The 14,479-nt window shown below is 38.9% G+C and carries 9 protein-coding genes; 2 read left to right on the plus strand and 7 right to left on the minus strand.

Going from position 1 to position 14,479, the window contains the following annotated elements; genetic code table 11:
• Positions 1 to 18 precede the first annotated feature (18 nt).
• From GJ691_RS14260 to GJ691_RS14290, 7 genes are all read right to left on the minus strand, one after another.
• Complete coding sequence (locus tag GJ691_RS14260) at positions 19 to 1,506, minus strand: sulfatase family protein (protein ID WP_154368048.1); 1,488 nt, start codon at positions 1,504 to 1,506, stop codon at positions 19 to 21.
• Positions 1,487 to 2,329 (minus strand): alpha/beta hydrolase, encoded by an 843-nt coding sequence (locus tag GJ691_RS14265; protein WP_154368050.1) that lies wholly within the window; start codon positions 2,327 to 2,329, stop codon positions 1,487 to 1,489. Before GJ691_RS14265 ends, GJ691_RS14260 begins: the two co-directional genes overlap by 20 nt.
• A gap of 15 nt (positions 2,330 to 2,344) precedes the next feature.
• Positions 2,345 to 3,673 (minus strand): sugar porter family MFS transporter, encoded by a 1,329-nt coding sequence (locus GJ691_RS14270; protein ID WP_154368051.1) that lies wholly within the window; start codon positions 3,671 to 3,673, stop codon positions 2,345 to 2,347.
• Between the two features lie 43 nt (positions 3,674 to 3,716).
• Entirely contained in the window at positions 3,717 to 4,817 is a 1,101-nt protein-coding gene (locus GJ691_RS14275) for a glycoside hydrolase family protein (RefSeq protein WP_154368053.1), read from the minus strand.
• Between the two features lie 75 nt (positions 4,818 to 4,892).
• Positions 4,893 to 6,245, minus strand: coding sequence for an alpha-L-fucosidase (locus GJ691_RS14280; protein ID WP_154368056.1), 1,353 nt, complete (start codon positions 6,243 to 6,245; stop codon positions 4,893 to 4,895).
• A gap of 121 nt (positions 6,246 to 6,366) precedes the next feature.
• Positions 6,367 to 7,245: a hypothetical protein gene (locus GJ691_RS14285; protein ID WP_154368058.1), complete on the minus strand. Its 879-nt coding sequence runs from the start codon at positions 7,243 to 7,245 to the stop codon at positions 6,367 to 6,369.
• 6 nt (positions 7,246 to 7,251) lie between these two features.
• Positions 7,252 to 8,469, minus strand: coding sequence for a glycoside hydrolase family 88 protein (locus GJ691_RS14290; RefSeq protein WP_154368060.1), 1,218 nt, complete (start codon positions 8,467 to 8,469; stop codon positions 7,252 to 7,254).
• A gap of 761 nt (positions 8,470 to 9,230) precedes the next feature.
• Between GJ691_RS14290 and GJ691_RS14295 the strand changes: the two genes are divergently transcribed.
• Together GJ691_RS14295 and GJ691_RS14300 are read left to right on the plus strand one after the other, a co-directional pair.
• Positions 9,231 to 12,458, plus strand: a complete 3,228-nt coding sequence (locus tag GJ691_RS14295; RefSeq protein WP_179955132.1) for a SusC/RagA family TonB-linked outer membrane protein — start codon at positions 9,231 to 9,233, stop codon at positions 12,456 to 12,458.
• A gap of 38 nt (positions 12,459 to 12,496) precedes the next feature.
• Positions 12,497 to 14,284 (plus strand): RagB/SusD family nutrient uptake outer membrane protein, encoded by a 1,788-nt coding sequence (locus tag GJ691_RS14300; protein WP_179955133.1) that lies wholly within the window; start codon positions 12,497 to 12,499, stop codon positions 14,282 to 14,284.
• Positions 14,285 to 14,479 lie beyond the last annotated feature (195 nt).

The raw sequence follows: 14,479 nt of genomic DNA on the forward strand, positions 1-14,479 counted from the left end.
TCCTATCTACTTCAAATCTTACTGATTACGAACCCAAATATGGCTATCCTCCAATAATTCCTTATATCGTATTTCAAACTCTTTCTTCATACTTTCAAAAACCGTAGCCTCCTTTACCGACAAATTTTCTGATTCGTTGATATCTTCCTTCAGATTGAATAAGACAAAGTCGGTAAGCTTGGCACTTTTCACAAGGGCCTCATTCCCATCGTATAAATTATGGATATGGGGTAAGGTGTTATTGTCGACTTCCAAGCGCCCCATGATTTTCCAATCCCCTTTTCGCATGGCTACCCTACGTTCATTGATCGCATCGTAAAAAGCCCAGATCAAAGGTGTACTGCGTGCAAACTCCCCGGTATCCAAAAGGGATTTAAAGGATTCGCCATCCAATTCCCTATTGGGCAAATTGGCCCCTGATAATTCTGCAAATGTTGGTAAAAAATCTAAGGCCGATACTACGGCATCCTTTGTTCCGGAAACCTTGTTTTCCCCTACCCAACTTATAATTCCCGGCACCCTGAATCCGGCTTCATTCGTCCATAATTTCATTCCCTTCAACTCACCGGGAGATCCGTAAGAATGTTTGGCTTTTTCACCATATCGTAATAGGGTTTCCGGACCATTGTCCGAACTAAAGACAATCAGCGTATTACCACTATGGTTTTTTTCCAAATAAGCTATCAATCGGCCTACGGCCCTATCTACATTTTCAACGTTCGCAAAATATTCCGCCTGTTCCCGGGTTTCGGCATAGGGCATATATTTTTCCACCAATTCCTCGGGTGATGCAATGGGTTCATGGGGCTCATGAAAGGCAACTTCCAGAAAAAACGGGTTGTCCCCATCTTTCTTATCTAACCATTGAATAGCTTCATTGACCACAATTTGACTACTGAACCCTTCAATCTCACCCACCTCTTGCCCATTACGAACAAAATTTTTAGGGTTTTTATGACTGGGAGCTGCATTGTTATGTGTAGCCATCCAATGGTCAAAGCCAAAATCGTTGGGTTGTGGCTGTTGGTCGGAATTGAACCTAGAAGAACAATGCCATTTACCCACTAAACACGTCGAGTATCCCACAGTTTTCAACATGGCCGGAATCGTTTCCTCATAAGCTTGAAGATGTACCAAATCCCTATTATCCTCACTTTTCTTAAGTCCGGGAATAAAATCATAGACTCCAGCTTTATTTGGACTCCTTCCCGTAAGCATTCCGACACGTGAGGGGGAACAAACCGGTGCGGTGGAATAAAAATTCGTAAGCCTGATCCCCGATGCGGCCAATTTATCCAAATTCTCGGTTTTAATAATTGGGTGGCCAAAAGACGACAGATCGCCATACCCCAAATCGTCGCATAACAATACTACGATGTTCGGTTGCTTTGCAATCGTTTCCTTTTTGGATTGTTCCTCTTTTTTTGAAGATGCACCATTTGGTTTACAAGATACACTCGCAATAACCGTCAGTAGTAAAAAAAAACTAATCAATCTGGGTTTCATATGTATTCGCTTTAAAAAAATCATTGAAAAATAACATTTGATACTTGATGGAATTTCTCCAATATGCCTTGGTATGCCCTCCTGGGCGTTCTATATAATCGTGTGGAATATTCCGTTCCACCAATTTTTCATGTAATCCTTTGTTGGCATCGTAGAAAAAATCATCGACACCACAATCGAATAGGAATTTCAAATTTTTACCGTCCAATAAATGCACCAGATTCATTACGGTATTGCTTTCCCAATTACCAGGGTTTTCGGCATATGTACCCAATCTTTTAGAAATCTCCCATCGTAAGGGAAATGGTCGGATGTCGACCCCTCCGCTCATACTGCCCGCAACACCCCAAATATCGTGATGTTTAAAAGCTAAATAGAGTGCCCCATGGCCACCCATACTCAATCCTGTTATAGCCCTATTTTCCTTATTGGACTTGGTATTGTACGAAGTATCCATTGCTGAAATGAGCTCTTTTGAAATATAGGTCTCATATTGCATTGTAGGATCGACCGGACTATCAAAATACCAGCTTGTTTTATATCCATCGGGACAAACGATGATCACATCGTAGAAATCAGCATAGGTTTTTATTTCCGGGGCTTTCTTCAGCCAATCCTTATGGTCCCCACCTGCACCATGTAAGAGGTAGATTACCGAAAAGGCTTTCCCTTTTTCCGAATAGGAATCGGGGGTAATCACCACATTCTTTATGTCCTTGTCCATCACCGAACTATGGACCACAAGGGTGTCGATTCGTGAGGCATAAGAAAATGTCGATATACTTAAAAAAAAGATTAAGCCAATTGTTATCCTGATTTTCATTTTAAACCGTTCCGATTATTTTTTCGTTAAGATTATCTTTTCCAATTCCTCTAAGGTCTTCCCTTTGGTTTCCGGCATCATAAAGGCTACAAACAATAATTGCAACACCATCATAATGGCAAAACACAGGAATACGACTCCGGCCCCTATCATAGGGTGGTTGAATAAAAATGGAATCAAAGAGGGAATGAGAGCAGCTAAAATCCAATGGGTAGAACTACCGAAAGACTGTCCTGAAGCCCTTAAATGATTGGGGAATATTTCTGAAATAAATACCCAGATTACCGCACCTTGACCAACGGCATGTGCCGCTATGAACAAAAACAAAAAGATGGGAACGGCCATTCCTGACCAACCTAAAAAGAATGCCGCCGATACTAAACTTAGTGATATGATATAACCTACCGAACCTATATACATCAAAGTTTTCCTCCCTAGTTTATCAATAAGAAAAACCCCTAACAAGGTAAAAACAAGATTGGTTACCCCAATACCCACACTACTTAACAAGGCCGTACTTTCCCCTAGGCCAGCTTCTTCAAAGATTCTTGGGGCGTAATATAAAAATGCATTGATCCCTGAAAATTGATTGAAAAATGCGATTAAAAAAGCTAATGTTAGGGGGAACCTATACTTTTTCATGAAAATGGTCTCCGTAGTATCCGTTTCATCACTATCACTATGAAAAGCCTTTAATTGCTCCTCTACAGGAATATCCGGATTGATTACCGCCAATACTTTTTTTGCTTCTTCAATTTTGTGCTTAGCGTACAACCATCGTGGACTTTTAGGTACTCTCAAAGCAAAAAGAATATAGAGTACTGCTGGTATGGCTTCGACACCTACCATCCAACGCCAGTCATTTTCCCCAATACCACTTAAAAGGTAATTGGACAAAAATGCGATCAAAATTCCAAAAACGATATTGAATTGGTACATCGCTACCAATCGGCCCCTATTTTTCGCCGGGGCTATTTCAGAGATATACGCCGGTGCCGCTATGGTCGATGCACCTACACCGATACCACCTATAAAACGGAATATTGCAAATACCCAAGGACCACTTGCCAGTCCAGAGCCCAAGGCCGAAATAGCAAATAAAATACCAATGACGATCAACGTGTTCTTTCGCCCGAACTTATTTGTTGGTATACCACCGAAAATGGCACCTATTACCGTACCCCAAAGTGCCATACCCATGACCACCCAACCGTGAAATGCGTCCGATGACTCCCATAAGGCCTGCAATTTTTTATCCGCTCCGGAAATAACAACTACATCAAATCCGAATAAAAATCCTGCCAGTGCTGCGGTAATGGACCATAAAATTATTTTCTTGTTCATTTTTATTTTGATCTTTATTGGTTTATAAGTGATTAAAGTTATTCTATTGTAATGGAACTACCATATTCCAAGTTTTTGTACCGTTACCAAAACCTCCAGGGCCATCCATGGTAGCAAAAAATATGTGGGTTGGCTTCCCTTTTTCAACCAAGACAAATGGGCGTTCCAATTGTCCTTGACGTATGGTATCACCATTATCCCACTGAATTGTTTTCGTATATGCTTTCGGGTTTTTGTCTATAACCCAATCGATACCGTTTTTGGAATGTGCCAAAAGTCCATCGCCCTGCCCCCCGGTTATTTTACCCCGTTGGTCTTTTGCGATCATATGATACCCCGAATCATCGCTCCAAAGATGTGGATCCTCGATTTCCCCAAAACGTTCCATTGAGAACAAGGGTTCGTTTTTTACAACCGAATACATTCCATCATATCTGGGGGCCGTTGCCACACCAATGGCCATATCACTGTGTTTTATACCATCTTCCTGATAGCTTCTTCCCTTAAAGAGTAAAACCACCGAGCCATCTTCCTTGATCAAGGGAGACGGATTTGAAGTTAAAAAACTATAAAACGTATTCGGACCAACATCCAATATAGGGGCATCCAAACGTTTCCATGGGCCGTACGGGCTATCGGAAGTAGCCATTCCAACACGCTTTCCCCATCGGCCTGCAATACACCATTTACTGTTTAAATCGAATTCATCGATATTATCTTTTGTAAGATCTTCAAAAGGATGCGTAGACCCCATATAATAAAGAATATAGACCCCTTTATATTTTACGATTTTAGGGTTATGGCAAGACCTGCCGTCCCAATATTGTGCTCCTCTCGCCCCTAGGGCCATATCTTGGAATTTATAAGGTCCTTCAGGAACATCCGAGGTGGCATGAACAATCTCTGAAGCGACCATCCAACCCGGATGAAAAGGCAACCATTTTGGCCAACGGGAGGCGTACATATGGTAGATACCGTCGTCCCCTTTAATCACAGAACTCCCCCAAACCCAATAATCTTCCATTTGGAAGCCACCATTTATGGGGGCTTCTTTCAGATTAGCTTTAATAGGGTTTTGAGCCAAACATGATGATGTAAATGCTATGAGCACGGCAAAAATCATATGTTTAAAATATTCCCCCATTTTTATCTTATTAACTCTTTTTAAATTCTCTGACCGTTTTTAATATAAAACCACCCTATTCTTTTTTAGAAATACTTATTTCGAGCTTGGATCGTCTATAACCCCTTCTACCACTACTTTAACTACAGTTGCTAATTGATCTGGTGCTGAATTGGGTAACTTTATTACCAGTCCGTTATCTAAAGAATGGGTTTTTATTTGTTTTCCAGAAGCCAACAAGCTGGATTTCATTACTTTATTATGTACCTCGGGAACAATCAACTCACCATTTTCAGGCCAGTTGAATACTGAAAAATACAATATAGTATTTCCATTTTCTTTCTTTTGGGTACAACGACCCCAAACGAATTTTTCGAATGGACTAAAGGTCGTTCCGTAAATGGCCTCGCCATTCACTTTGATCCAATCCCCAACCACTTTCAATCTCTCTACAGATTCAGTGGGAATAACACCTTCTCCCGTAGGACCTACATTCAGTAAAAAATTACCTCCTTTACTGGCAATGTCGATTAAATGGTGTACTAACTCTTCCCCTGTCCGCCAATTGTCATCGGCCTTGTTATACCCCCAATGGTTATTCATAGTCATACAACTTTCCCAAGGTTTTATAGATATTCCTTCGGGTACTTCCTGCTCATTGACCGTATAATCCCCCAAACAAGGACCGACCCTACTATTGATGATACATTTGGGTTGCAATTCCCTAATTATATCCACTATTTTCTGCCCTTGCTGTTTACTTACCAACTCATAGGTATCGAACCACATGACCCCGATATCGCCATAATTGGTCAACAGTTCCTTAATTTGGGGAATGGCTTTCCTATCTAGGTATCGCTGTAATTTCTTGTCTTTTTCAATCGGATAATCAATAAGGTTGCTTCGCCAGGCAATGTTGCCCGCATACCCCGTAGGACAATCCGGATCCTCCCAATCCCGACCTAATGAATAGTACACACAAAAACGCAAACCTTGCTTTTTGCACTCCTCCGCCAGTTCTTTAAGTGGATCCCGATGAAAGGAGGAACCCTTTATGATGTTATGATCGTTTACTTGGGAATTATACATGGCAAAACCATCATGGTGTTTTGAAGTGACCACAATGTATTTCATTCCAGCATTTTTTGCGATAGACACCCATTCTTTGGCATCAAATTTTACGGGATCAAAGGTTTTTGCATATTCCTTATACTCTTGAAGGGGGATTTTAGCCGTAAACTGCAACCACTCCGCATGATTCGTTTCCCCCTTCCACTCACCGCCAGCTTTGGAATACACGCCCCAATGTATGAACATCCCGAAACGCGCATCTTGCCACCATTCCATTCGCTGTTCTTGAGTAATATCAGTGCTATCGGAAGTGTTTTGTGCTTTTACGGGCCCAAATACTAAAACAAAAAGCAATATAAAGTTCTTCAATTTCTCCATTTGATTAATTTCAATACTCTAATTAGTAATGGCCCATTCCTTTAAGTATCCATCAAAAAACCTTAAAAGCGATAGATTTAGACGAACCCATAGAACAAAAAGACATCTGGGCTTCTGTAGGTTATCCTCGAACCCGATGCTCAATAATCTCTTTGGCATCATTGGGACTTGTTTTTTGTTTCCCGGTCAATAAGTAAATCACCATTCCTGCATCCGAAGGATCAAATTCCCCTTTTTTAATACAGGTCAATTGACGTTGGTATAACCAATCCAATTGTTTTTCCTTTTGGGAGGAATCTTTTCGCACTGGCGATGTCTTGATCCAATCGAACATCTCGCGTGGTGCTTTCATGCCCTCGTAGTCCTTACCACCATTCTGATCCACTATACGATCTAAAACCAAACCCATGGGTTCGAATTTGTCTTTGATACCATCCCATGTCCACCCTGTATGTTGCTCCCAATCATAAGGTTTGTTGGCATGGTCATTATTCCAATTGGAATGTGATATAAGCCGCACAAATTTCAACTTGGAAGGATCTGCCTTTTCAATGGCACTGCCAACCACATGCATTGGTCCGGCCGCAATAATATATAAAGGGCTATTTTGGTTCGATTTATTGATTTCATCGGTAATCGCGCGAATTGCCTTTTTAGGATGCTCCACTGCTTCGATAAAACTTGAATTCTCAAAGTTGAATACTTTTTTTCCTTCAAGGGCACTGATCAACATCTCTTCCTTTCCATTTGTCTTTTCATGGTTGCTGCCCCATATATGATCACTGAAAGTGTAAACGGTAAGACTATCCTGTAGTCCTTTAGCTGCAATGAGTGCCAAGGAGAAAGGTGTTGCTGCCCAATCATCATGATCGTGCTCATTACCGTCCGAACTGATAACGATCCTACCTTGTGTATACGGTATCGTCTGTGCTTTGCCAATAAAACAGAACATCCCTAGCAGTATAAGAATAAGATTATTATATGTTAGGTTCATATTCATATATAGTTATGATTTAGCTACAGCCTTACTTTCTTGAGTTTCGTTCAACTTTTTTAAACGCAATAAGGCTTCCATATAGTAATAATCTGCATAAACTATAGGAATGTCAATCTCCGAGTTTTTAGGATAATGCCCAGTGGAATGCAATAAAAGAGCTTGATTGGCATCTCCACTATAATACTTATCAGAAGATAATATAGTAACTAATTTCGTCGCTGCATCTATATATTTATTCTTTAACCCTTTATCTTCGACAAGGCCAGATAATTCGAGTAACCCACAAGCGGCGACTGCAGCGGCAGAAGCATCTTTCGGCGCATTTGGTATTTTTGGATCATCAAAATCCCAATAAGGTATTCCATCTTCGGGTAAACGGTTTAGGAAATGGTCGGCGACCTTTATCGAAGTATCGAGAAAATCTTTTCTACCTGTTTCCCTATATGCAACGGCAAAACCATAAATTCCCCACGTTTGCCCCCTAGCCCACATAGATTCATCTGCATAACCTTGATGTGTTTTACCTTCAATGAATTCACCTGTGACCTCATCAAAAGACCCGACATGGTAAATGGCACTGTCTGGTCTAACCAAATTTTTCATGGTTACATTGGCATGACTTTCCGCAATATCATATAAATCTTGACTACCACCGTTTTTGGCCGCCCAAAAAAGCAACTCCAAGTTCATCATATTATCTATAATCGTGTTATGCCTAAATTTCTTTACTTGGGAAGGCCATGAAAGTATACTCCCTACATTAGGATTGTAAAGCGTGGCCAAAGTATCGGCGGCTGACAATAGTACCTCTTTATATTCAGGGTTACCGGTTAACCTATAACCATTGCCATAACTAAGATATACCATAAATCCTATATCATGGTTTTTTGCAGGGCTGTAGGCTATGGTCTTTAACGGGGCCGTAAATTTCTCAGCCTCTTCCTTTACATACTCATCACCGGAAGCTTCGAAGGCATACCACAAAACACCGGGCCAAAACCCACTGCACCAATCCTGTACATCAACAGTTGCCCAAGTCGTTTGTCCGTTCGGGATATTTCTCGGAAATTGATCAACATCCCCAAGGGCTTTCTCCGTTGTTTTAATCTTTAACACATTTTCCTGTAAAACTTTATTAGGAGAAAAACCTAAGTCCTCCTTTTTTTCAGAGGCACATGAAAAAATCAATAACGAAACAAATAAAATTAGTGGTAGCCTTATTCTCATCTGAAATATTTTTCGAACCCTTGTGGATTCATTAAAATCTATTAGTAATTAAAAAAGAAAATCATTAAAACCTCGAGAGCAATTTGAAGCACCCTTAACAAAAAAATTTATGCTGAAATTCTTGAATACAAGTTTACCGAGATTAGCCTACAGGTGAGATAAAATATCATTCATATCCTATAAAATATCATCCCACTTTATAAGATTTGTGATTTAAAAGAACTTTGGAACAATGCAAAAGAATTATTGATGGATTCTAGTCAAAAAAATGGAATTGAACCAAAGAACCTTGATAAAATATCATTTTACAACTACATAAACCAGACAAAGGAACAACACCCTTTCAACAAGAAAAAATACCGGATGAAATGAATTAAAACAAAGCATAACACGAGAACTAAAAACCATTTAATATACTGTTTATCTGGTTATTAGATTCATTTTTACGTAATAAGCAATAAGAACTATAGATATATGCCCAGGATGATAAAAAGCCATCGGATTCAATATTGAAAATAAAAAAAGTCGGTGTATTTTAATGTTTTTTGACAAAGTAATCCCAAAAGTCCCAAAAGTCTCTTTAACTATAATTTATTACCCGTTTTTATAAAAGAGATTATAATTTATACCCATTGAATGATAATTTATAGACCTTTCCCTTATTTCTAATTAACATTGCCTTAACAATTGTCAAATCAACAGTTCTAGAGCTGTTTTTTTTACAGTAAACTAACTTTATGAACCTTTAAATGAATAATTCTATGATTAAACTAATCTATCAAACAAAACTGAAGCTTTTCACAAAGTTATGCTTCATTGTAGGTTTTTTGGTTTTCGGGACGCACCAAATGCAAGCGGAAACTTTATTTTCCAATTTGGAGAATTCGGTCTTAACAAATGACGAACTACAAGAAACAAATGTAACAGGTACAATTATAAGTAGTGATGACGGAACGCCCTTACCAGGTGTCGCCGTAGTTGTAAAAGGTACCACCACGGGTACCGTAACGGATTTTGACGGTAATTATGCCTTAACCGTGCCCTCTTCCAATGCTATTTTGGTTTTCTCTTATTTGGGATATGTTACCCAAGAAATACAAGTGGGAACAAAAAGCCTGATTAATGTGAACCTAGCCCCTGATACTACTGCTTTGGACGAAGTTGTCGTTGTAGGTTACGGTACTGCAAAAAAAGAGACCTTAACCGGTTCAGTTGAACAGGTCAAGGCTGAAGCTTTTGAAGATATAGCAACAGGTAGTCCTGCCCTTGCACTGCAAGGCAGAACACCGGGTTTAGTCGTAACTAGGGGGTCATCTAGACCTGGTAATGAGGATATTAATTTCCTAATCAGGGGAGCTTCTTCTGTAAATGGTATAGACCCACTAATTGTAATTGATGGAGTACCAACTATAAATTCATCTTCATTCAATGAAATGAATCCGAATGACATAGAAAGTATTAGTGTACTAAAAGGAGGATCAGCATCTGTATACGGATCCCGTGCAGCAGGAGGTGTTATTTTAGTAACCACAAAAAAAGGTAAAGGAGACGTTAAGGTTGAATTAAGTACCATTACACGTATGGGTACTATCGGCATTCGCCCACCAACACCAACAATGACAGAATATGGAGATATTTATCTTGCGGCAGTGGATTCTGATTTAGCCGCCGGTAAAAGTCCTAACTATTTCTTTTGGAATAACCATGAAACCTTAGAAAGAATTGCTGCTGGAGAAGAAGGATATTATGATTTACCTATTAATGGAAGGGTTTGGTTGGCTGAAGGAAATAGGTTTGATGACCTTTTCGGTAATTCGTATTCGACCCAACATAATGTCAGTGTTTCTGGAGGTACAGAAAAAAGTAATTTCCGTATTTCCGCTGGATATGATGAAAACGTAGGTGGACTAAAAGTTGCAGATGATTCTTCGAAAAGGTATAATTTTAGTTTAAACTATAATGTTGATATTTCCGACAGATTAAGTTTAAATACGAATGTCTCTTATTTTCATAGACATATTTCAGGACCGACAGGAGGTTTAGAGAGAGATGCTGCCGCATATGATGCACCATTATTTCCAGCATATAATGAACAAGGGCAATATTATTCTGTTTTTGGCGGTGTAGATATAGCAGGAGCTAGAAATGCCGTGGCACAAGTCATAGATGGGGGTCGTCAAAATTATATAGATGAACAAATGAAAATTTTTGCTCAAGCGACTTATAAAATAACAGACGATTTAAATATAACCGGTTCTTATTCTATAAGTAGGCAACAGAGTGAAGATCAAGAATACGCATTGTCAGTTCCTCTATATAGTTGGCAAGGAGATTTCGCTACGTATATCAACGCTCCTAGTAAGACATATATTGAAGAAGAAACTAGTAACATCACCTATAAAAATTATAAATCCACATTAAATTACAGCAAAGGTTTTGGGGATCACAATATAACTGGTTTACTAGCTATAGAAGCTGAGAGAAATGAAAATAATGGACTTAGAGCTAAAAGATTTGGTTTTGTAGATTATGGAGTATATGATTTAAACCTCGGTGCCACAGATCAGAACATAGAAACAGAAGGTGGAGGAAACACCTGGGGTTCTTTTGGTTATATAGCACGTTTTAATTATGATTTTAAACAAAAATATCTATTAGAAGTTCAAGGTAGACGCGATGGCTCCTCCAGGTTTGCTGAAGGAAAAAAATGGTCTAACTACTTTAGTGCATCTGGTGGTTGGGTGATTAGTGCCGAAGATTTTCTAAAAGATAGTAATACCATCTCTTTCTTAAAATTACGTGGCGGTTATGGTGAGTTAGGAAGTACATCCGGTTTCGGAAACTTTGGCTACTTATCAACTGTTGGCTTTGGAACCACTGTATTTGGACAAACTAATGCCGGGCAACAAGTTACAACAAGAGCCAGCAGTTTGTTTAGTGATACAACAACTTGGGAACGTATCGTAACCAAGGAAATTGGTCTGGATTTTAGATTATTCAACAATAAAGTATTCGGTTCAATAGATTTATATCAGAAAGACAATAATGATATGCTAGTAAGCCTTGTTTATCCAGATGTTCTTGGAACAGGTGCTCCACTTACCAATTCAGGAACTTTGGAGACAAAAGGATGGGAAGTTCAATTAGGATGGAATGGTAATATAGGTGATTTGGATATAAGCGTGGGTGCCAATATGAGCGACTCAAGAAATAAAATTACGGAATATGATGGTGCCGAGTCTATCCAAGCTGGTTTAAATGATGTGGACGATGATGAAAATATTCTAGGAAAACCCATTAACTCCTTTTATTTGTATGATACTGATGGTTATTTTGCCAATCAGGCAGAAGTTGATGAATACTATGCAAATTACTCTGGAGGTCTTCTTAAGGATCAAGGAACTGCCGCCGGTTTGGTTCCAGGTGACACAAGAATCGTAGATTCCAATGGTGATGGAACCATTGACACTGAAGACCTTACCTACCATGGAGATTCTTCTCCACATTATGTATATGGTTTTAATTTGGATTTAAAATATAAAAACTGGGATTTAAGTACATTCTTTCAAGGTGCATTGCAACAATATATTGTAAGAACAGGTTATTTTTCGGCACCTTTTCAAGCTGTATGGCAAAACCAGTCCGCAACATGGTTAGGAAGAACTTGGACCGAAGAAGACCCTAATTCGGAATTTCCTAGATTATCTACACAAGGTGGTGCAGCAAGTTGGAATTATGTAAATAAAGATTTCATGAGACAGAACAACCAATATTTAAGGTTAAAATCTTTAATAATAGGATATAATTTTAAAGGATTACAAATTGGCAATACACCAATTGATAACTTGCGCTTATACTTCTCTGGGAATGATTTATTTGAATTTACGAAAGTAAAAGATGGATATGACCCAGAGTCTATAGCGGGTGCAAATAGCGCTACCTACCCATTTATGCGTACATGGGCATTAGGTGTAAAAGTATCTCTATAAGTATTAAGATATTTAATATAAAATTTAAAAACATTCAAATGAAAAAAATAATTTATATAATAGTACCATGTATCATGGTATTCTTTACCTCATGTGAAGATGAATTTATAGACTTAACACCACCAGCGTCTATCACTGACGATGTGTATTACACAGAAGCCGAACACTTTTTAACGGGATCTAATAGGTTTTATCCGTACTTGATGGGATGGAAAGATGATCAAGGAATATTTTCCGATCACGGTTCCGATTTAGTTGGTTATTACGAAGGGGGTGACATGCAAGAATATGGTAGAGGTGAGACCCTAGCTCCCGTAGATGATGATTATTATACCGACACCTATGAATATATCCGGGACATGAACCTTTTATTGGAGCGGGCAGAGACTTATGAGGGGGAAGAAAGTATCGCGGAATATATAGCTGCTACAAAAATGCATAGAGCCTGGCAGTATTTCTTTTTAGTACAACGTTTTGGAGGTGTGCCATTAATAACTACATCTATAGATGTAGATTCTGAAGAATTATATGCTCCGCGCAATAGTAGATATGAAGTTGTTGCCCAAATTATAGCTGATTTGGACGATGCCATTGCAGGGTTGCCCAATGAAGCAAATATAGGTTCTGAGGACAAAGGTAAATTTAGTAAGGAAGCTGCTATGGGCTTTAAGGCAGACGTTTTATTACATGAAGCTACATGGATGAAGTATGTGGGAACTACCACTGATGGTGACGGTACTAGTACCGGAGCCGGTAGTGCAGGATATGATGCTTCGAACATAATACCTTATTTACAGGAAGTGGTTTCCCTTACGCAATCTGTGATGAATTCAGGCACCTTTGAATTATGGAATTACAACGATGTTCTTGATAATTTGAGCTCCAATTTCTTGTTTAATTTAGAAGATAGTGGATCCAACCCAGCTGGTTTAGACAAGGCCACGAATAAAGAATTCATTCTTTATGGCAAATACGATTTCATTTATAGACAAGCTGGTGATTTGGTAAGCCATGTATACGAAGGAAGGTTAAAGCCAAGCAGAAAAATGATGGATCTGTTTTTATGTGACGATGGTTTGCCCATAGACCAATCTGAAAAATTCCAAGGCTATGCGAATACACCCGATGAGTACCAAAACAGGGATTATAGAATGAGGGCATATTTTACGTATCATAAAAATCTAGGTGAAATTCCACAGAATGAAGATGTAGAATTAGACGGGTCAAATAATAACGGTTATTTCAATTCAAAGTTCATGAGTTGGAAATGGAATACAGAAGATGCTTATAGAGCAACAAAGACCGAATCTTACGACATTCCTCTATTACGTTTAGCTGAAGTTTATTTAATGTACGCTGAAGCACTATATGAATTAAATGGTGGTTTAACTGATGCCGAAATGGATGCGTCGATAAACCTGATTAAGGCCAGGGCCGGATTACCTCCTATCTCCAACGCCTTTTTAACCGAACATAATATGGACATCAAAACGGAAATCAGAAGGGAACGCGCTATCGAACTTTATGCTGAGAGCGCATCAAGATATTCCGACTTAAGACGTTGGGGAATCGCCGAGGAAGAATTAGGTGAAGGCGTATATGGAGCCGTTATAGAAGGTACTATATATGAAGATAACAGTGAACTATACACCCCTGAATCCTATAATTACCTCGCTGAATCGACTACAACAGGAGTAGGTGAAAGGGTTTGTCTTACGATACAACCTGCATCCATACGTAATTTCTCTAGGGATAATTATTTATTCCCATTACCTACCTCTCAGCTAGGTTTAAATGATAATCTATTACAAAACCCAGGGTATTAAATATGAAAAAATAATAGTAGTGTTAGTTTGAGTTAGTCTAGTTAATGAGGTGGCTGTAGTACATACAGCCACCTTTTTTATTGGCCATATGTACTCTTTTTACAATTACACCTTAAATTACCTTCATTTTACCTTTATATTTTTTTCCTATTCATCACTCCTAACTTAGATTAAGAAACAAATAGCTTATTCATG

The organism is Maribacter luteus (assembly GCF_009674825.1).
Taxonomy (GTDB): domain Bacteria; phylum Bacteroidota; class Bacteroidia; order Flavobacteriales; family Flavobacteriaceae; genus Maribacter_A; species Maribacter_A luteus.